Source organism: Streptomyces sp. NPDC001980, from assembly GCF_040296885.1.
GTDB lineage: Bacteria > Actinomycetota > Actinomycetes > Streptomycetales > Streptomycetaceae > Streptomyces.
In genome coordinates this window covers 140,157-160,313 of record NZ_JBEOYD010000004.1, presented here as the reverse complement: position 1 = coordinate 160,313, position 20,157 = coordinate 140,157, and the positions used below count along the sequence as shown (strand labels likewise).

Here is a 20,157-nt window from a genome sequence, read left to right as displayed (position 1 = left end):
AGGCCGGTTCCCATGCGGGGAACCGGCCTGCTGTGGACCGACCAGTGTACGACTTATCCGATCAGTGTGCTCTGTGGGACACGTCTCGGGCCCGCGTACCGCTCAGCGGGCGTTGAAGTACTTCGCCTCCGGGTGGTGGATCACGATCGCGTCGGTGGACTGTTCGGGGTGGAGCTGGAATTCCTCGGACAGGTGGACGCCGATCCGCTCGGGCCGGAGCAGGTCGGCGATCTTGGCGCGGTCCTCCAGGTTGGGGCAGGCGCCGTAGCCGAGGGAGAAGCGGGCGCCCCGGTACTTCAGGGCGAACATGTCCTCGATGTCGCTCGGGTCCTCGCCGGCGAAGCCCAGCTCCGAACGCACGCGTGCGTGCCAGTACTCGGCGAGGGCCTCGGCCAGCTGGACGGACAGGCCGTGCAGTTCGAGGTAGTCGCGGTAGGAGTTGGCCTCGAACAGCTTGGCGGTCTGCTCGCCGATGCGGGAGCCGACGGTGACGACCTGGAGGCCGACCACGTCCGTCTCCCCGGATTCCTCCGGGCGGAAGAAGTCGGCGAGGCAGAGCCGGCGGCCGCGGCGCTGGCGGGGGAAGGTGAACCGGGTGCGCTCGTTGCCCTGTTCGTCCAGGATGATCAGGTCGTCGTCCTTGGACACGCAGGGGAAGTAGCCGTAGACCACGGCGGCTTCGAGGAGGTTCTCGGTCTGGAGCTGGTCGAGGAGGCCGCGCAGCCGGGGGCGGCCCTCGCTCTCGACGAGTTCCTCGTAGGAGGGTCCCTCGCCGGTGCGGGCCTGCTTGAGACCCCACTGGCCCTTGAAGAGGGCGCCCTCGTCCAGCCAGCTGGCGTACTCCTTGAGCTGGATGCCCTTGATGACGCGGGTGTCCCAGAACGGCGGGATGGGCACCGGGTTGTCGACGGCGACGTCGGAGCGGACGTGGCCCTCCTCGGGCCGTTCCTCGGCCTCGACGGTCGCGGTCGGCCGCACCCGACGCTGCTTCAGCTCCGGCAGGACCGCGCCGGGCAGCCCGCGCTTGACGCCGATGAGGGCGTCCATGAGGCGCAGGCCCTCGAAGGCGTCGCGGGCGTAGCGGACCTCGCCCTCGTAGAGCTCGTGCAGGTCCTGCTCGACGTACGCGCGGGTGAGGGCGGCGCCGCCGAGGATGACCGGGTAGGTGGCCGCCAGACCGCGCTGGTTGAGCTCCTCCAGGTTCTCCTTCATGATCACCGTGGACTTGACCAGCAGCCCGGACATGCCGATGACGTCGGCCCGGTGCTCGTCGGCGGCCTCCAGGATCGCGGAGACGGGCTGCTTGATGCCGAGGTTGACGACGTTGTAGCCGTTGTTGGACAGGATGATGTCGACGAGGTTCTTGCCGATGTCGTGCACGTCGCCGCGCACGGTGGCGAGCACGATGGTGCCCTTGCCCTCGGCGTCCGACTTCTCCATGTGCGGTTCGAGGTGGGCGACGGCCGACTTCATGACCTCGGCGGACTGGAGGACGAACGGCAGCTGCATCTGGCCGGAGCCGAACAGCTCGCCGACGACCTTCATGCCGTCCAGCAGCGTCTCGTTGACGATGTCGAGCGCCGGGCGGTCCTGGAGGGCCGCGTCCAGGTCGGCCTCGAGGCCGTTCTTCTCGCCGTCGATGATGCGGCGCTTGAGGCGCTCCTCCAGCGGGAGGGCGGCCAGTTCCTCTGCCTTGCCGGCCTTCAGCGACTTGGCGGTGGCGCCCTCGAAGAGGGCCATCAGCTTCTGGAGCGGGTCGTATCCCTCGGTGCGGCGGTCGTGGACGAGGTCGAGGGCGGTCTGCACCTCCTCCTCGGAGAACCGGGCGATCGGCAGGATCTTCGACGCGTGGACGATCGCCGAGTCCAGTCCCGCCTTGACGCATTCGTCGAGGAAGACGGAGTTCAGCAGGATCCGGGCGGCCGGGTTGAGGCCGAAGGAGATGTTGGACAGGCCGAGCGTGGTCTGGACGTCCGGGTGGCGGCGCTTGAGCTCGCGGATCGCCTCGATGGTGGCGATGCCGTCCCCCCGCGACTCCTCCTGACCGGTGCAGATGGTGAAGGTCAGGGTGTCGATGAGGATGTCCGACTCGTGGATGCCCCAGTTCCCGGTGAGGTCGTCGATCAGCCGTTCGGCGATCTCGACCTTCTTCTCGGGGGTGCGGGCCTGGCCCTCCTCGTCGATGGTCAGCGCGATCAGCGCGGCGCCGTGCTCACGCGCCAGCTTGGTGACCCTCGCGAAGCGGGACTCCGGGCCGTCACCGTCCTCGTAGTTGACGGAGTTGATGACCGCGCGGCCGCCGAGCTTCTCCAGGCCGGCCTGGAGGACGTCGACCTCGGTGGAGTCGAGGACGATCGGCAGGGTGGAGGCGGTGGCGAAGCGGCCGGCCAGCTCCTCCATGTCGGCGACGCCGTCCCGGCCCACGTAGTCCACGCAGAGGTCCAGCATGTGGGCGCCCTCGCGGATCTGCTCACGGGCCATCTCCACGCAGTCGTCCCAGCGGGCCGCCAGCATGGCCTCGCGGAACTTCTTGGACCCGTTGGCGTTGGTGCGCTCGCCAATGGCCAGGTAGGAGGTGTCCTGACGGAACGGGACCGTCTGGTAGAGGGAGGCGGCGCCGGGCTCGGGGCGCGGACTGCGCTCGGGCGGGGTGACGCCGCGGACCGTCTCGACGACCTGGCGCAGGTGCTCGGGGGTGGTGCCGCAGCAGCCGCCGATGAGGGAGAGGCCGTAGTCGCGGACGAAGTTGTCCTGCGCCTCGGCCAGGCCCTCCGGGCCGAGCGGGAAGTGCGCGCCGTCCTTGGTGAGGACCGGCAGACCCGCGTTCGGCATGCACAGCAGTGGGATACGGGAGTGCCGGGTGAGGTAGCGCAGGTGCTCGCTCATCTCGGCGGGGCCGGTCGAGCAGTTCAGGCCGATCATGTCGATGCCGAGCGGCTCCAGCGCGGTCAGCGCGGCACCGATCTCGGAACCGAGCAGCATGGTGCCGGTGGTCTCGAAGGCCATGGAGACGAGGAGCGGGACCTCGATACCGAGGGCTTCCATGGCGCGGCGGGCGCCCAGGACGGAGGCCTTGGTCTGCAGGAGGTCCTGGGTGGTCTCGACGATCAGGGCGTCGGCGCCGCCGGTGAGCAGGCCCTCGGCGTTCTGCTGGAAGCCGTCCCTGATGGTGACGAACGGCACATGCCCGAGGGTGGGCAGCTTGGTGCCGGGGCCGATGGAGCCGAGGACCCAGCGCTGCCGGCCGTCCCGGGCGGTGTAGCCGTCGGCCGTCTCGCGGGCGATGCGGGCACCGGCCTCGGAGAGCTCGTGGACCCGGTCGGCGATGTCGTACTCGGCCATCGCCGCGTGGTTCGACCCGAAGGTGTTCGTCTCCACGCAGTCCACGCCGACGTCGAAGTACGCCTCGTGGACGGAACGGACGATGTCGGGGCGGGTGAGGTTGAGGATCTCGTTGCAGCCCTCGAGATTCTCGAAGTCCTCCAGAGTGGGGTCCTGCGCCTGGAGCATGGTGCCCATGGCTCCGTCGGCGACCACCACACGCGTGGCGAGCGCCTCCCGGAGCGCGGACACCCGGGTCCGGCTGTCGGCGGAAGGGGACGGCGGCAACGAGGCCATGAAAGGGCTCCCTTGGATGCGACGGCTGTCGGCTATGCGGCTTCCCCGGGCGGACCCGGGTATGGACGCACGGCGCCAGCCTAACCGGGAGTGGGCTTGGATGGGCAGGGCGTCCATGTGGCGGACGAGTGACCGACCGGGCGGGCAGTATGACGCCGGCCATGGCGTTTTGGCCGCTCACCGGTCATGGTGCGGGGCGGACGTGTGTGGCCGGACGCCCAAGGGCGGGCCACGCGCGAAGTAACGCATGTCGACCGACCATTAGCGGAGAGTCGGCATGGACCGGTAGTGTTCGGCATTGCCGAACGATGGTTATGGCGTCGTGACGGTGAGGGTCACAGGGGACGGAGGCAGAACGGCGATGGCACGGAACATCCAGTCGCTCGAACGGGCGGCCGCGATGCTGCGGCTGCTCGCGGGCGGCGAGCGACGGCTCGGCCTGTCGGACATCGCCTCGTCGCTGGGCCTCGCCAAGGGCACCGCCCACGGCATACTCCGCACCCTCCAGCAGGAGGGGTTCGTCGAGCAGGACGACGTCTCGGGCCGCTACCAGCTGGGCGCCGAGCTGCTCCGGCTCGGCACCACCTACCTGGACATCCACGAGCTGCGAGCGCGAGCGCTGGTGTGGACGGACGACCTTGCCCGCTCCAGCGGGGAGAGCGTCTACCTGGGCGTGCTCCACCAGCAGGGCGTGCTGATCGTGCACCACGTCTTCCGGCCCGACGACAGCCGGCAGGTGCTGGAGATCGGCGCCATGCAGCCGCTGCACTCCACCGCCCTCGGCAAGGTGGTGTCCGCCTACGACCCGGTGGCGCACAGCGAGGCCCTGGAGGCCGACCGCAAGCCCTTCACCGACCGCACCACCTGTGACCTGGACGCCTTCGAGCACATCCTCGACATCACGCGGGCACGGGGCTACGCGGCCGACGTGGAGGAGACCTGGGAGGGCGTGGCCTCGGTCGCGGCCCCGATCCACGACCGCCGGCGCATGCCGGTGGGCGCGGTGGGCATCACGGGCGCGGTGGAGCGGCTCTGCAAGGACGGGGAGTTGCGGCCCGACCTGATCGCGGCGGTGCGGGACTGCGCCCGCGCGGTCTCGCGGGACCTGGGCGCGGGCCGGTTCTGACGGCGCGCAGCTGATCGACGACCGAGGCCGGTTCGCGTGTGGCGGACCGGCCTCAGCCGTACCCTGAGATGGACATAACAGGGCAAACGGGCAGATCAGCGGAGTTGACGCAGGACACCCGGCGGACAACCCGACTCATCGATAACCCACAGCAATCAATAACGATCGCGCTTTCGATAACAGAACTCTTGACGCACGCGTAACGCCGGAGCAAGACTCCCGTCCATCGGTCGGCATTGTCGAACACCTACCGGCAATACGCGCTAGAGTGTGACAACGCCAAAGGCCGACATCGCTCTCACCCCCGAGGGCGCCAACACCCCGAAGGGACTCGGGGTTCGGCTTCCCTGGACGAAGGACAAAGGAGTCGCGGGTGTCCAGCTCCGACATCTTCATCGGCGAGACCATCGGTACCGCCATACTCATCCTGCTCGGCGGCGGCGTCTGCGCCGCCGTGACCCTCAAGGCCTCCAAGGCCCGCAACGCCGGCTGGCTCGCCATCGCCTTCGGTTGGGGCTTCGCCGTCATGACGGCCGTCTACATCTCCGGACCGCTGTCCGGTGCCCACCTCAACCCGGCCGTCACCGTCGCTCTCGCCATCAAGAACAGCGACTGGAGCAACGTCCCGGTCTACTTCGCCGGACAGTTGCTCGGCGCGATGATCGGCGCCTCCCTGGTGTGGGTCGCCTACTACGGCCAGTTCCAGGCGCACCTCACCGACAAGGAGATTGTCGGCGGCCCGGGCGCGCAGGCCACCACGGCCAAGGCCGTCGAGGCCCAGGAGAAGGGCGCCGGCCCGGTCCTCGGCATCTTCTCCACCGGTCCGGAGATCCGGAACGCGGTCCAGAACCTCGCCACGGAGATCATCGGCACCGTCGTGCTGATCCTCGCGGTCCTCACCCAGGGCCTCAACGACAAGGGCAACGGCCTCGGCGTGCTGGGCGGCCTGATCACCGCCCTGGTGGTCGTCTCGATCGGTCTCTCGCTCGGCGGTCCGACGGGGTACGCGATCAACCCGGCGCGTGACCTCGGCCCGCGCATCGTGCACGCGCTCCTCCCCCTGCCCAACAAGGGCGGTTCCGACTGGAGCTACGCCTGGATCCCGGTGGTCGGCCCGCTGATCGGCGGAGCCATAGCCGCGGGTATCTACAACGTCGCCTTCGCTTAGATCAGCAGGCTTCGCCGAAGAAACAGACGTACCGCCACACACCACGGATCTTTGAGGAGCACACAGTGACCGACGCCCACACCGCAGGTCCCTTCATCGCCGCGATCGACCAGGGCACGACCTCCAGCCGCTGCATCGTCTTCGACAAGGACGGCCGTATCGTCTCGGTCGACCAGAAGGAGCACGAGCAGATCTTCCCGAAGCCGGGCTGGGTCGAGCACAACGCCAACGAGATCTGGACCAACGTCCAGGAAGTCGTCGCCGGGGCCATCCAGAAGGCCGGCATCACCCGCGACGACATCAAGGCCATCGGCATCACCAACCAGCGCGAGACCACCGTGCTGTGGGACAAGAACACCGGTGAGCCCGTCCACAACGCCATCGTCTGGCAGGACACCCGCACCGACGCCCTCTGCAAGGAGCTCGGCCGCAACGTCGGCCAGGACCGCTTCCGCCGCGAGACCGGTCTGCCGCTGGCCTCCTACTTCGCCGGCCCCAAGGCCCGCTGGCTGCTCGACAACGTCGACGGCCTCCAGGCGCGCGCCGAGGCGGGCGACATCCTCTTCGGCACCATGGACTCCTGGGTCATCTGGAACCTGACCGGCGGTGTCAACGGCGGCAAGCACGTCACCGACGTGACCAACGCCTCCCGCACCCTGCTCATGAACCTGCACACCATGCAGTGGGACGACAAGATCGCCGAGTCGATCGGCGTGCCGCTGCAGATCCTGCCCGAGATCCGTTCCTCCGCGGAGGTCTACGGCGAGGTCACCGGCGGCAAGCTGGGGGACCTGCTCGGCGGCATCCCGGTGGCGTCCGCGCTCGGCGACCAGCAGGCGGCCCTGTTCGGCCAGTGCTGCTTCGCCGAGGGCGAGGTCAAGTCCACCTACGGCACCGGCACCTTCATGGTGATGAACACCGGTGACAAGATCATCAACTCCTACGCGGGCCTGCTGACCACGGTCGGCTACAAGATCGGCGACCAGCCGACCGTGTACGCGCTGGAGGGGTCGATCGCCGTCACCGGCTCGCTGGTGCAGTGGATGCGCGACCAGATGGGCCTGATCTCCACCGCGGCCGAGATCGAGACGCTCGCGCTCTCGGTCGAGGACAACGGCGGCGCCTACTTCGTGCCGGCCTTCTCCGGCCTGTTCGCCCCGCACTGGCGCTCCGACGCCCGCGGTGTCATCGCCGGCCTGACCCGGTACGTCACCAAGGCGCACCTGGCCCGCGCCGTCCTGGAGGCCACCGCCTGGCAGACCCGCGAGATCGCGGACGCCATGGTGAAGGACTCCGGCGACGAGCTGGTCGCCCTCAAGGTCGACGGTGGCATGACCGCCAACAACCTGCTGATGCAGCAGCTCGCCGACGTCCTCGACGCACCCGTGGTGCGCCCGATGGTCGCCGAGACCACCTGCCTCGGCGCCGCCTACGCCGCCGGCCTCGCCGTCGGCTTCTGGTCCAGCACCGACGAACTGCGCGCCAACTGGCGCCGGGCCGCCGAGTGGACCCCCCGCATGGACGCGGAGACCCGCGACCGTGAGTACAAGAACTGGCTCAAGGCCGTCGACCGGACCATGGGCTGGATCGACGACGAGAGCTGACGAGAGCGTGCACCGCTCTCACGATCGAGCTCTGACGAGGAGTAAGAACCCGACATGACCAGTCAGTCCACCCTGCAGTCCGTGCCTGCCCTGGGGACGCACCCGGCCTCCGGCTCCACCCCGAGCCGGGCCGAGACCAGGGAGCAGCTCTCCAAGGCGTCGTACGACCTTCTCGTGATCGGCGGCGGCATCCTGGGCATCTCCACCGCCTGGCACGCCGCGCAGTCCGGGCTCAGGGTGGCACTGGTCGACGCCGGCGACTTCGCCGGCGCCACCTCCTCCGCCTCCTCCAAGCTCCTCCACGGCGGTCTGCGCTACCTGCAGACCGGCGCGGTGAAGCTGGTGGCGGAGAACCACTTCGAACGCCGTGCGGTCTCCCGGCAGGTGGCCCCCCACCTGGCGAACCCGCTCACGTTCTACCTCCCCGTGTACAAGGGCGGTCCGCACGGCGCGGCGAAGCTCGGGGCGGGCGTGTTCGCCTACTCCGCGCTCTCCGCGTTCGGTGACGGCGTCGGCCACCTGCTCTCCCCCGCGCGGGCCCAGCGGGACGTGCCGGAGCTGCGCACCGAGAACCTCAAGGCCGTCGCGGTCTACGGCGACGACCAGATGAACGACGCGCGCATGGCGCTGATGACGGTCCGCGCGGCCGTCGAGGCGGGCGCGGTCGTCCTGAACCACGCCCAGGTCACCGGGCTGCGCTTCACCAGGGGCCGGGTGACCGGAGCCGACCTGAAGGACGCGGTCTCCGGCGAGGAGTTCGGCGTCAACGCCCGCCTGGTCCTCAACGCCACCGGCCCCTGGGTCGACCACCTGCGCAAGATGGAGGACCCGAACGCGGCCCCGTCCATCCGCCTCTCCAAGGGCGCGCACCTGGTCCTGAAGCGGACCGCGCCGTGGAAGGCCGCGCTGGCCACCCCCATCGACAAGTACCGGATCACCTTCGCCCTCCCCTGGGAGGACATGCTCCTGCTCGGCACCACCGACGAGGAGTACGAGGGCGACCCGGCGGACGTGTCCGTCACCGAGAAGGACATAGCCCAGATCCTGGACGAGGCCGCGTTCTCCGTCCGGGACCAGCAGCTCCAGCGCGACCTGATCACCTACTCCTTCGCCGGCCTGCGGGTGCTGCCGGGCGGCCCCGGCAACACCGCCAAGGCCAAGCGGGAGACCGTGGTCACCGAGGGCAGGGGCGGCATGCTGTCCGTCGCGGGCGGCAAGTGGACCACCTTCCGGCACATCGGCCGCACCGTGATGGAGAAGCTGGAGGCGCTGCCGGGCCACCCGCTGGGCGACGACTTCGAGCCGATCGCCTCGCTGCCCAAGAAGCTGCCGCTGCCCGGCGTCGCCAACCCCCGGGCGGTCGCCCACCGGCTGCTGGTGGACAACCCGGCCCCCGGCCCGCGCATGGCCGCCGACACGGCCAAGCACCTGGCCACCCACTACGGTTCGCTGGCCTTCGACATCGCCCGCCTCGCCAACGAGGACCCGCAGCTCGCCGAGCGCGTCCACCCGGACGCCCCGGAGATCTGGGCACAGGTCGTCTGGGCCCGCGACCACGAGTGGGCCGAGACCACGGACGACGTGCTGCGCCGCCGTACCACCCTGACGATCCGCGGCCTGGCCACGGACGACGTCCGGGCCAAGGTCCAGGACCTGCTCGACAAGAAGTAGCCGGAAGCGGCGAGCAGCAGCACCAGACGGGCGGTGTGCCGGGTCCACCCTGACCGGCCCGGCACCCGCTGAGACCCCGGCCCCGCCGTACCGGGGGCGGGTCTGCGAGGGGGCGGCTCCTCTCCCCTAGGGAGCCGCCCCTTTCGCGTACCCGTCGGCCCCTGCAGCAGTTCCCCCGGGGTGCAGTGCGACCCCGACGGCACGCGGTTCCAGGGGCATACGCGAAACTCCTGGTGTTCCGTTGGTGCCCGACACCGTACCCGGCCTCGGCGAACGGCAGTTGGGTCCCTTCGTCCTCTCCCCGGGAGTCGCCGTATGCCGCTGGATCTGCTGCCCATCACCCGAATACCGCGCTCGGGCCTGCCCGCCCACGCGGTCGTGGTCGGGGACCCGGCGCGGGCGGCGGCGGTGGCCGGTCTCCTCGACGGTGCCGAGGAGGTGTCGTACCACCGCGAGTACCGGGTGTTCGCCGGGAGTTGGAAGGGGCTGCCGGTGGCGGTGGCCTCGCACGGGGTGGGGGCGCCGGGGGCGGTCCTGCTGTTCCGGGAGATGGCCGACGCGGGGGTGGGCACCTTTCTGCGGTTCGGTACGGCGGGGGCGATGCGGCCCGGGATCGCGGACGGCGACCTGGTCATCGCGGAGGCGGCGGTGCGGGACGACGGGGTGACCCAGCAGTTGCTGCCGCCCGAGTATCCGGCGTACTCCGCGCCGGAGGCGGTGTTCGCGCTCCAGCGGGCCGCGCGGGAGGCGGGCGCGCCGCATCACCGGGGCGTGGTGTGGACCCGGGCGGCCTTCCAGCCGGGGCTGCTGCCGCTGTTCTCCTACCGGGGTGCCGGGCTCGCCGCGATCGAGATGGAGCTGTCCGCGCTGCTGGTGACGGCCTCGCTGCGCGGGCTGGTGGCGGGCGGGATCGTGGTGATCGACGGGGTCAACGCGGACGAGCTGGTGGACGCGGCGGCCACCGGCGGGTACGACCCGCACCGGGACGTCGTCGCGGCCGGTGTCGAGCGCGGTGCGGTGGTGGTCCTGGAGGCGCTGCGGCTGCTGGCGGAGGGGGACGAAGCCTGACCGCGGACGCCTGACCAGGCCGCATAATGTAACCGAGACATCGGATGTCTGAGCTACAGGGAGGCCGGTATGGCAGTCACCGATGAGGCGATCGAGAAGATCAAGGACATGATCGTCTCCGGTGCGCTGCGCCCCGGAGAACGGTTGCCCAAGGAGAGCGAGCTCGCCGCCGAACTGGGCCTGTCCCGCAACTCGTTGCGGGAGGCGGTGCGGGCCCTGTCGCTGATCCGGATCCTGGACGTCCGGCAGGGCGACGGCACGTATGTCACGAGTCTCGACCCGCAGTTGCTTCTGGAGGCGATGAGCTTCGTCGTCGACTTCCACCGCGACGACACGGTCCTGGAGTTCCTGGCGGTGCGCCGGATCCTGGAGCCGGCCGCGACCTCGATGGCCGCCTCGCGGATCAGCGAGCAGCAACTGGACGCGCTGGACGCCCAGTTGGACGCGCTCGGCGCCGAGCCGTCGGTGGAGGAGCTGGTCGCCTGCGACCTGGAGTTCCACCGGGGCATCGTGCAGAGCTCGGGAAACTCGGTGCTGTGCTCGCTCCTCGACGGGCTGTCGGGGCCGACCACCAGGGCCCGGATCTGGCGCGGCCTGACCCAGGAGGACGCGGTGGCCCGGACCCTGCGGGAGCACCGGGCGATCCTGGCCGCGCTGCGCGACCGGGACGCGGAAGCGGCCCGGTCCTGGGCGACCGTGCACATCGCGAGCGTGGAGCAGTGGCTGCGCAGCAGCCTGTGAAGCGCTTGCCGCTCCCTGAAACCCGGTGTGTTCGAAGGCGGCGAACGGGGCAGTGATCCGTTCACTCCCCCGTGCAAGGGGGCTGCGGGCGCCCCCGCCTCACGCCGTAAGGTTGGGGCGTACGCGAGGGCACGTCGGAAGGAGGCACTGGGTGATCGAGCTGGAGGGGGTTCCCGAGCTGATCGACCCAGTCATGGTGGCCGCGTTCGAAGGCTGGAACGATGCCGGCGACGCCGCCTCCACCGCGGTCGCGCACCTGGAGCGGGAGTGGAAGGGCGAGGTGTTCGCGGCGCTCGACGCGGAGGACTACTACGACTTCCAGGTGAACCGCCCCACGGTGTGGATGGAAGCGGGCGTGCGCAAGATCACCTGGCCGACGACACGGCTGTCGGTGGTCCGGGTCGGCGGCGAGAAGCCGCGGGACCTGGTGCTGGTCAGAGGCATCGAGCCGTCCATGCGCTGGCGCTCGTTCTGCAACGAGCTGCTGGGCTTCGCCCACGAGCTGGGCGTCGAGCTGGTGGTCGTCCTGGGCGCACTGCTCGGTGACACCCCGCACACGCGTCCGGTGCCGGTCAGCGGGGTCACCTCGGACTCGGACCTGGCGCAGCGGATGGACCTGGAGGAGACCAAGTACGAGGGCCCGACGGGCATCGTCGGCGTCCTCCAGGAGGCGTGCACGCACGCCGGTGTGCCCGCGGTCTCGCTCTGGGCGGCCGTCCCGCACTACGTCTCCCAGCCGCCCAACCCGAAGGCCACGCTGGCGCTGCTCAACCGCCTGGAGGACCTGCTCGACCTGCGGATCCCGCTGGGCGAGCTGCCCGAGGACGCGCGCGCCTGGCAGGTCGGGGTGGACCAGCTGGCGGCGGAGGACAGCGAGGTCGCGGAGTACGTGCAGACGCTGGAAGAGGCCCGGGACACCGCCGAGCTTCCGGAGGCGTCGGGCGAGGCGATCGCCCGTGAGTTCGAGCGCTACCTGCGGCGCCGGGACGTGAGCCCGCCCGGCGGTCACGCCACGGCGGACGGCAGCGACACTGCGTCGTACCTGCGGGACAACCCCGGCGGCCGGCCCCGGCCGCCTCGGCCGCCGAAGCCCGACACGCCCGGGACCCCGGAGAATTCCGGGGACACCGGCGACTCCGGGGACCCGGGGCCGGACAGCGAGGACACCTCCGAGGACTGAACGGTGGACTGATCAGAGGACTGACCAGGGGCGGTACGCATGACGCGTACCGCCCCTTCGTCATGCCGTGTCTCAGGCCTCGACCGCGGTGACCGAGTACGTCGTCTCGGACGTCGGCGTGGTCGTGAACCGCGCGTTGGGCAGGTAGAGCCGGCCGCCGTACTCGGCGACGGTGGTCGGGACGTCGAAGGCCGGGTCGGTGATCCGGCGCTGGAAGACACCGGTGCGGCCGTCCGCGGCCAGCCGGAAGACGTCGACGGCGTTCTGCCGGTTCTGCACGGCGTACAGCGTGCGGCCGCGGACCAGCAGGCCGTCGCCGTTGGTGAGCGGGGCCGCGTCGCCGAGGTCCACGGCCTCGGTGATCCCGGTGGCCGGGTCGACGCGGTGCAGCAGACCGGCGCCGGCCTGGACGACGAGGAGTGCGGAGCCGTCGGGGGTGCGGGCGATGCCGTTGGCGTTGATGGCACCGTCGGTGGACTGGGTCCAGTCGCCGGTCAGCGGCAGCCGTACGACGTCCTCGGCGGCCGGGAGCTCCCCGCCTCGGCCGAGCGGCAGGCCGTAGAGCACCGGCTGGTACGACTCGGTGAACCAGGCGGCGCGCGGGGTCAGCACGACGTCGTTGGCGAAGCTCGGGGTGGCGGTGGCGAGCGCGTAGGAGGCGAGGGTCTCGCCGCTGCGGGCGTCGACCACCCGGGCGCCGGAGCCGCGGGCCGCGACGAACAGCCGTCCGCGGGGGTCGATTTTGAGACCGACGGCGGGGGTGCCGGGGCCGGCGGAGATCACTTTGCCGGTGCCGGTGCGCAGGTCGGCGCGGTAGAGGGAGCCGTCGGCGAGGGAGCCGAGGTAGGCGTAGGGGCCGGCGCCGATGGTGATGCCCTCCGGCTGCCAGCCGTCGGGGAGGGGGATGGCGGCGGGCGCCGCCGCGTGGGCGTGCGGGCCGAGGGCCAGGGCGCCGAGGGTCGCCGTGCCGAGGGTGAGCAGTCGGCGTCGGCTTAAGGGGTGGGCCACGGGGGGTGCCTTCCGCGTGGGGACCGGCCGACAGCCGGCCGGTCCAACGGTCAACTGACCCTCGTAGCCCATCACATGCATCACACCGGACACAGCGGTGTCGGCTTCATCGACAGGGTTTCGACAGTAGGGGGGCGCGCGTCGAAAGTTGTCTGCGGGTGCGTCGTGGTTGCTCGCGCCCACGCGGAGGAGCCGCACATCGATACAGCCCCGCGCCCCTGAAAGAAAGAAGACAGGGGCGCGGAGGTCGGCGTTTCCTTAAAGGGCTACGCCCAGCAAGGCGTCCACTGCTCGCGACACGACCCCGGGCGCGCCCGTGTCCGTGCCGCCCTGCTCCTGCTGGAGGGCTGCCCAGCGGTCCACCGCCGCCAACGCGGCGGGGGCGTCCAGGTCGTTGCTCAGGGCCTCGCGGAGCTCCTCCACCAGGGACTCGGCGGGCGGGCCGTCCGGGCGGGAGACCGCCGCGCGCCAGCGGTCCAGGCGGGCCACCGCGTCGGCCAGGACCTGGTCGGTCCACTCCCAGTCGGCCCGGTAGTGGTGGGAGAGCAGGGCGAGGCGGATGGCGGCCGGGTCGACGCCGTCCCGGCGGAGCCGGGAGACGAAGACCAGGTTGCCCTTGGACTTGGACATCTTCTCGCCATTGAGGGCGACCATGCCGGCGTGGACGTACGCCTTGGCCATCGGGAACTCGCCGGTGAGCACCTGGGCGTGCGAGGCGCCCATCTCGTGGTGCGGGAAGGCGAGGTCGGAGCCGCCGCCCTGGACGTCGAAGGTCATACCGAGGTGGTCGAGAGCGATCGCCACGCACTCGATGTGCCAGCCGGGGCGGCCGCGGCCGAGGGAGCCGCCGTCCCAGCTCGGTTCGCCCTCGCGGGCGGCCATCCACAGCATCGGGTCGAGGGGGTTCTTCTTGCCGGGACGGTCCGGGTCGCCGCCGCGCTCCGCGGACAGCAGCCGCATCGCCGCCGCGTCGAGGTTGGAGACCTTGCCGAAGTTGGGGTCGGACTCGACGGAGAAGTAGATGTCGCCCTCGAGTTCGTAGGCGGCGCCGATATCGCGCAGACGTTCGACGAGCGGCACGATGCCGGGTATGGCCTCGACCGCGCCGATGTAGTGCTGCGGCGGCAGCATCCTGAGGGCGGTCATGTCCTCGCGGAAGAGGGTCGTCTCCTTCTCGGCGAGGGCGACCCAGTCGACGCCGTCGCGCTCCGCGCGCTCCAGGAGCGGGTCGTCGACGTCCGTCACGTTCTGGACGTAGTGCACCTGCCGCTTGGTGTCGAGCCACACGCGCTGAACCAGGTCGAACGCGTTGTAGGTCGCCGCGTGCCCCATGTGGGTCGCGTCGTACGGCGTGATGCCGCAGACGTAGATACGGGCGACGGGACCGGGGTCAAGGGTGACAAGACCGCCGGTCGCGGTGTCGTGGATCCTCAGGTCGCGGCCCTGACCGGGCAGGACGGGGACCTCGGAAGCGGGCCAGGCATGCATGTACATGAGCGTAACCGGACCCGAGTTCGGTATACGAACCGGACGGCCGGGAAAGCAGTCTTGATCTCGGGGCCGGAATGTGCTGGTGGGCGCTATACCGGCGGCCAGGGGATGGCCGGCCACTCGCCGCTCGGCTCCGGGTGCTTGCCGGCAGTGAGCAAGGTCTCGACACGCGCGCGCGTGGCCTCCAGTTCCGCCGCGGTGATCAGCTCGGCCAGCCGGGTCCCCAGCGGCCCGCCGAGGGCCTCGCGCAGGCCCTTGAGGACCTCGACGGCCTCACCCGTCAGGTCCTCCCCCGCCCAGCCCCACAGCAGGGTGCGGAGCTTGTTGTCGACGTTGAAGGTGACGCCGTGGTCGATGCCGTAGAGCCGGCCGTCGGCGGTGGGCAGCAGATGGCCGCCCTTGCGGTCGGCGTTGTTGATGACGGCGTCGAGGACGGCGAGCCGGCGCAGCCGTTCGTCGTCGGCGTGCACCAGCAGCGCGGTCTTGCCGTCGCCGACCTCGGCGAACCCGATCGCCTTCCAGCCGGGCTCGGGCTCCTCCGCGTCCACCAGGGCGAGCAGCTCGGCGCCCTCGGGGTCGACGTCGATCCACAGCTGCACCATGCCCTCGCCGTACGGCCCGTCGCGCAGCACGGTGGGCGGGACCAGGTCCCAGCCGGTGGCCGCGGCGAGCTCGTAGGCGGCCACCTCGCGCTGGGCGAGGGTGCCGTCGGGGAAGTCCCACAGCGGGCGCTCCCCGGCGACCGGCTTGTAGACGCAGGACGCCTCCTGGCCGTCGTGCGCGACCGTGCAGAACAGCGCCGCGTTGGAGGCGTCGCGGATCCGGCCGCGTACCTTCAGCTCACCGTGGATGAGCAGCTCGGCGGCGGTCACGCTCCGCGGCGGTATCCGTTCTGGCGCGGACATACGTGTCCTTCCGGGTCGAGCGGGAGGCTGCACAGCGGGCACGGCGGCCGCCCGGCGTTGACGACGTCGAGGGCGCGCTTGGCGAAGGCCCTGGCCTGCGCGCCGGTCAGCCGGACCCGCAGCATCGGGGGCCCGTTCTCCTCGTCCTGCAGGAGCCGCTCCTCGGCCTCGGCGAGGTCCTCCTCGGAGTCGGCCTCCAGCTCCACGAGGGCCTGTGCCTCGACGATCATGCGCTCTTCCTCGCCGTCCCAGGCGAGCGCCATGGTGCCGACGCGGAACTCCTCCTCGACGGGGGTGTCCAGCGGGGCGCTGTCGGCGATCTCGGTGGGCGCGACGGCGGGCACGGCGGCGTTGCCGCCGCTGCGGCGCACGACCTCGTCGAGGAGTTCGTCCATGCGTTCGGCGAGTGCGGCGACCTGGGTCTTCTCCAGGGCCACGCTGGTCGTCCGGGGTCCGGCCGTGGCCTGGAGGAAGAACGTACGGCGTCCGGGCATTCCGACCGTGCCCGCGACGAAGCGGTCCGGCGGATCGTAGAGGAACACCTGACGGGACACGTCCTGTCTCCATGAGTCGAGAGTGCGTGGGTTCGGGAGGGCGACGACGCGGCCAGGAGGCCGCTTACGTGGATCGCTTCACCCTACTGCGGCCGACGATCACGGCGCGCCGGCGCCGCCACCGACCGTGGCGTCTTCCCCGGGGGGTTCCTCGCGGGGGGCAAGGGAGGCGAAATCCCCGGTGTCCCCGAGACGAACGAGAAACGGCCTGAGGCGGGTGTAGCGGATCGCGGTGACGGAACACGGTTCGACGGAGATCCGCTGGAAGAGGTCGAGATGCAGACCGAGCGCGTCCGCGACGAGAGACTTGATGATGTCACCGTGCGAGCACATGACATAGACGGCGTCCGAGCCGTGGTCGCGCTCCACGCGCGCGTTCCACTCGCGTACCGCCTCGGCGGCGCGGGCCTGCATGGCGCGCATGGACTCGCCGCCGGGGAACGCGGCCGCCGACGGGTGGGCCTGGACGACCTCCATCAGCGGCTCGTCCTTGAGCTCGGCGAGCTTGCGGCCGGACCAGTCGCCGTAGTGCGCCTCCCCGATCCGCTCGTCGGTGTGGGCGGTGAGCCCGGGGCGGGCGTCGAGCAGCGGGCGGACCGTCTCCTGGCAGCGTTGCAGCGGGCTGGTGACGAGCTCGGAGATCGGCAGCCCGGCGAGCCGGCCGGGCAGCGCGGCGGCCTGGGCGGCCCCCCGCTCGTCGAGGGCGACGCCCGGCGTCCAGCCGGCCAGCACACCCGAGGTGTTGGCGGTGGACCGTCCGTGCCTTACGAGGATCAGCGTGGGCATGCGGCCCAGGGTAGGCGCACGCCGAAGTGCACAGGTGGGCGGGCGACGGGAGAATACGCTCCGTGATCGTCGACTGCGCCATCTACCGGGACGGGGAGCGGACGGAGACTCCGCAGGACTTCTCCGACGCCCTCGCGGAGGCACGCACGCGTGGCGACAGCTTTCTGTGGATCGGCCTGTACGAGCCGACGGAGCGAGAGTTCGACCTGGTCACCGACGAGTTCGGGCTGCATCCGCTGGCCGTCGAGGACGCCCTGACCGCCCACCAGCGGCCCAAGCTGGAGGTGTACGACGACTCGCTGTTCGTCGTCCTGAAGCCGGTGACGTACGAGGCGAAGAGCGACACGGTGACCTCCGGCGAGCTGATGATCTTCATCGGGGACTCCTTCGTGGTCACCGTGCGCCACGGGACGCCGTCGCCGCTCGGCGACATCCGGCGGCACCTGGAGGAGCAGCACGAGATGCTCAAGCACGGGCCGACGGGGGTGCTGTACTCGATCTCCGACGCGGTCGTCGACAACTACTTGGAGGTCGCGACCGAGCTGCAGAACGACCTGGAGGAGCTGGAGGCCGAGGTGTTCTCGCCGAGCGGTGGCGGCTCCCGGCACACCGCGTCGCGGATCTACACCTTCAAGCGGCAGATCCTGGAGTTCCGCCGGGCGACCGTGCCGCTGGCGCTGCCCATGACCAAGCTGGCGGGAGTGGGCCCGTACGGCAGCGGCGCGACCGTGCCCTTCGTGCACGCGGAGGCCCGGCCGTTCTTCCGGGACGTCAACGACCACCTGTTGCGGGTGAACGAGAGCGTGGAGGGCCTGGACCGGCTGGTGTCGGACGTCCTCGGCGCCCATCTCGCGCAGATGAGCGTGCGGCAGAACGACGACATGCGGAAGATCTCCGCGTGGGCGGCCATGGCCGCCGTCCCCACGTTGATCGCGGGAATCTACGGCATGAACTTCGACCACATGCCCGAGCTGCACTGGATCTGGTCGTACCCGGCGGTGATCCTGTTCATGGCCTGCCTGGAGACGGTGCTGTACCGGCTGTTCAAGCGCCGCGGGTGGATGTGAGCGAGGCTTGCAGCCCGTGGGCTCAGGCGAACTCGGGGGCAGGGGTCGCGGGACCGCCCAGGGCGTTCCTGCGCTCCGGCATCCGCAGGGAGACCATGCGGCGCCAGCCGGCGGCGCGCTCGTAGGCGTAGACGGCGTGGATGCCGAAGGCCAGGAGCGCGGACTTGGCCCTCGGCCAGCCGAGGATGCGGCCCATGTGGGCCATGACGGCGAGGCTGACGTCCCGGTAAATGCGGACCTCGGCGAGGGCGCACGCGCGGAGCGTGCGCTGGATGGTGCGACCGTGCCCGGCGGCGGCGAACCGCAGCAGTTCCTCGTGGCAGTAGGCGAGGTGATTGTCCTCGTCGCCGGAGATCATGCGCACCGCGCGGCCCACGTCCGGATGGTCGGCGAAGTACCGGCACAGCAGTTCCATCTGCTCGGAGGCGCGCTGCTCGGTGACCCGGCTGTGGGCGAGGTAGGTGACGATGTCCGGCACGGTGAGCGGCTGGTCGGCCCGGAGCCGGTCGTGGGCGAGCCCGATGCCGTGCCGTTCCAGGATCATCGTGTAGTCGGTGTCGGAGGGCACCGGAACGGGCGCCAGCCCGCGCTTCTTCAGCAGGGCGTGGAAGATGCGCCCGTGCTTGTCCTCGTCGGCGCCGTGGCGGGTGATCTTGGGGGCGAGGTCGCGTTCGCTCCGCGGCACGAGTGCGGCGATCCGCGCGTTCTCCCAGCCGCCCTGGGACTCGCCGCTGGCCGCGATGGAGCAGAAGAGCCGGAAGGACTCGTCGTTGTCGAGGATCTCCTGGAACAGACTCCTGACCGACAGCATCGTGGGCACCTCTCTGGAGGACTCACCAGACCCGCAAAGAACGAGTCAAATGCCGCGCCGGAGTGGCTGCAACAGGTGTGCGGGCGAACTCGGCCGAAAGGAGGACCGGCGGGGTCACGCCCGGGGCGTAACCGCGCGGGCACGGGCGCGTTGTTCTGCGTGACGGCCGTGGCGGGGAAGACCCCCCGAGCCCCCACCACGGCCGCGGACTTCTCTCCCGCGTCGGACGTGTCAGACGCTCACGCGAGTCCGGCGCGCTCCAGGGCCTCGGCGCCGGCCCGCAGCGAGGCGAGCCGCTCGTCCAGGGCGAACCCGGCGGGCGCGAGGGAGAGCGTGGTGACCCCGGCGGCCGCGTAGGCCTTCATCCGGTCGGCGATCCGGTCCACGGAACCGAGCAGCGTGGTCTGGTCGATCAGCTCCTGCGGTACGGCGGCCGACGCCCCGTTCTTGTCCCCGGACAGGTACTTGTCCTGGATCTCGGCGGCCTCGCGCTCGTAGCCCATGCGCTGGGCGAGCTGGTTGTAGAAGTTCTGCTTGCGGCTGCCCATGCCGCCGACGTACAGCGCGGTGTAGGGCCGGAAGGTGTCGGCGAGCGAGGCCACGTCCTTGTCGTCGCCGACGGCGAGCGGCAGTGTCGGGCAGATGTCGAACCCGTCGAGGGTCTTGCCGGCCTTCTCCCGGCCCGCGCGCAGGTACTTCACGGCCGTCTCCTCCAGGTGCTCGGCGGAGGGGAAGATCAGCAGCGCGCCGTCGGCGATCTCGCCGGTCTGCTCCAGGTTCTTCGGGCCGATGGCGGCGATGTAGACCGGGATGTGCTCGCGCTCGGGGTGCACGGTCAGCTTGATCGGCTTGCCGGGGCCGCCCGGCAGCGGCAGCGTCCAGTGCTCGCCCTCGTACGACAGGCGTTCCCGGGTCATCGCCTTCCGCACGATCTCCACGTACTCGCGGGTGCGGGAGAGCGGCTTGTCGAACTTGACGCCGTACCAGCCCTCGGAGACCTGCGGTCCGGAGACGCCGAGGCCGAGCCGGAAACGGCCGCCGGAGAGCGAGTCGAGGGTGGCGGCGGTCATCGCGGTCATCGCGGGCTGCCGGGCCGGGATCTGGAAGATGGCCGAGCCGACGTCGATGCGCTCGGTCTGGGCGGCGACCCAGCTGAGCACGGTGGCGGCGTCGGAGCCGTAGGCCTCGGCGGCCCAGCACACGGCGTACCCGAGCCGCTCGGCCTCCTGCGCCACGGCCAGATTGTCCCCGTCCATCCCGGCACCCCAGTAGCCGAGGTTGATCCCGAGCTGCATGGCCGTTCCCCTTACCGATCAGTAACGTCGCTGTTGCGGAGACCTTAGCGCGAGAGCGCCCCGG

Annotated in this window: 16 protein-coding genes; 8 read left to right on the top strand and 8 right to left on the bottom strand. The window is 70.8% G+C overall.

What is annotated here, in order from left to right; all coding sequences use genetic code 11:
- Positions 1–102: 102 nt before the first annotated feature.
- On the bottom strand, positions 103–3,618 hold the full coding sequence (metH, locus tag ABT137_RS07550) for a methionine synthase (protein ID WP_351704017.1): 3,516 nt from the start codon (positions 3,616–3,618) through the stop codon (positions 103–105).
- Positions 3,619–3,979: 361 nt separating this feature from the next.
- Here metH and ABT137_RS07545 point away from each other — a divergent pair, with 361 nt between their 5' ends.
- From ABT137_RS07545 to ABT137_RS07515, 7 genes are all read left to right on the top strand, one after another.
- Positions 3,980–4,744: an IclR family transcriptional regulator gene (locus ABT137_RS07545; protein WP_351704014.1), complete on the top strand. Its 765-nt coding sequence runs from the start codon at positions 3,980–3,982 to the stop codon at positions 4,742–4,744.
- A 373-nt stretch (positions 4,745–5,117) separates the two neighbouring features.
- Positions 5,118–5,912 (top strand): MIP/aquaporin family protein, encoded by a 795-nt coding sequence (locus ABT137_RS07540; protein ID WP_351704011.1) that lies wholly within the window; start codon positions 5,118–5,120, stop codon positions 5,910–5,912.
- 65 nt (positions 5,913–5,977) lie between these two features.
- Positions 5,978–7,516, top strand: coding sequence for a glycerol kinase GlpK (gene glpK, locus ABT137_RS07535; RefSeq protein ID WP_351704008.1), 1,539 nt, complete (start codon positions 5,978–5,980; stop codon positions 7,514–7,516).
- Between the two features lie 54 nt (positions 7,517–7,570).
- The gene (locus ABT137_RS07530) at positions 7,571–9,187 is read left to right on the top strand and encodes a glycerol-3-phosphate dehydrogenase/oxidase (protein WP_351704005.1); all 1,617 of its coding nucleotides are present in this window, start codon (positions 7,571–7,573) and stop codon (positions 9,185–9,187) included.
- 315 nt (positions 9,188–9,502) lie between these two features.
- Complete coding sequence (locus ABT137_RS07525) at positions 9,503–10,255, top strand: nucleoside phosphorylase (protein ID WP_351704002.1); 753 nt, start codon at positions 9,503–9,505, stop codon at positions 10,253–10,255.
- Between the two features lie 69 nt (positions 10,256–10,324).
- The gene (locus ABT137_RS07520; protein WP_351703999.1) at positions 10,325–10,996 is read left to right on the top strand and encodes a FadR/GntR family transcriptional regulator; all 672 of its coding nucleotides are present in this window, start codon (positions 10,325–10,327) and stop codon (positions 10,994–10,996) included.
- A gap of 151 nt (positions 10,997–11,147) precedes the next feature.
- Positions 11,148–12,176, top strand: coding sequence for a PAC2 family protein (locus tag ABT137_RS07515; RefSeq protein WP_351703997.1), 1,029 nt, complete (start codon positions 11,148–11,150; stop codon positions 12,174–12,176).
- A gap of 72 nt (positions 12,177–12,248) precedes the next feature.
- On the opposite strand, the gene ABT137_RS07510 is transcribed toward ABT137_RS07515, so the two are convergent.
- The 5 genes from ABT137_RS07510 to ABT137_RS07490 all read right to left on the bottom strand — a co-directional run bounded on the left by ABT137_RS07510 (position 12,249) and on the right by ABT137_RS07490 (position 16,920).
- A complete protein-coding gene (locus ABT137_RS07510; RefSeq protein WP_351703994.1) occupies positions 12,249–13,184 on the bottom strand; it encodes an SMP-30/gluconolactonase/LRE family protein in 936 nt (311 codons plus the stop codon).
- 258 nt (positions 13,185–13,442) lie between these two features.
- Positions 13,443–14,672, bottom strand: a complete 1,230-nt coding sequence (mshC, locus tag ABT137_RS07505) for a cysteine--1-D-myo-inosityl 2-amino-2-deoxy-alpha-D-glucopyranoside ligase (RefSeq protein ID WP_351703991.1) — start codon at positions 14,670–14,672, stop codon at positions 13,443–13,445.
- A 92-nt stretch (positions 14,673–14,764) separates the two neighbouring features.
- On the bottom strand, positions 14,765–15,580 hold the full coding sequence (locus ABT137_RS07500) for an SCO1664 family protein (RefSeq protein ID WP_351703988.1): 816 nt from the start codon (positions 15,578–15,580) through the stop codon (positions 14,765–14,767).
- Positions 15,544–16,134: a DUF3090 domain-containing protein gene (locus ABT137_RS07495; protein ID WP_351703985.1), complete on the bottom strand. Its 591-nt coding sequence runs from the start codon at positions 16,132–16,134 to the stop codon at positions 15,544–15,546. Before ABT137_RS07495 ends, ABT137_RS07500 begins: the two co-directional genes overlap by 37 nt.
- 99 nt (positions 16,135–16,233) lie before the next feature.
- Positions 16,234–16,920, bottom strand: coding sequence for a histidine phosphatase family protein (locus ABT137_RS07490; protein ID WP_351703982.1), 687 nt, complete (start codon positions 16,918–16,920; stop codon positions 16,234–16,236).
- Positions 16,921–16,982: 62 nt separating this feature from the next.
- Here ABT137_RS07490 and corA point away from each other — a divergent pair, with 62 nt between their 5' ends.
- The gene (gene corA / locus ABT137_RS07485) at positions 16,983–17,987 is read left to right on the top strand and encodes a magnesium/cobalt transporter CorA (protein WP_351703979.1); all 1,005 of its coding nucleotides are present in this window, start codon (positions 16,983–16,985) and stop codon (positions 17,985–17,987) included.
- A 22-nt stretch (positions 17,988–18,009) separates the two neighbouring features.
- Here the strand turns inward: corA and ABT137_RS07480 are convergent, their stop codons facing one another.
- Together ABT137_RS07480 and ABT137_RS07475 are read right to left on the bottom strand one after the other, a co-directional pair.
- Positions 18,010–18,798 carry a ferritin-like domain-containing protein gene (locus ABT137_RS07480; RefSeq protein WP_351703976.1) on the bottom strand — a complete coding sequence of 263 codons (789 nt, stop codon included), beginning with the start codon at positions 18,796–18,798 and terminating at the stop codon, positions 18,010–18,012.
- Between the two features lie 239 nt (positions 18,799–19,037).
- A complete protein-coding gene (locus ABT137_RS07475) occupies positions 19,038–20,093 on the bottom strand; it encodes an LLM class F420-dependent oxidoreductase (protein WP_351703973.1) in 1,056 nt (351 codons plus the stop codon).
- Positions 20,094–20,157: the final 64 nt, after the last annotated feature.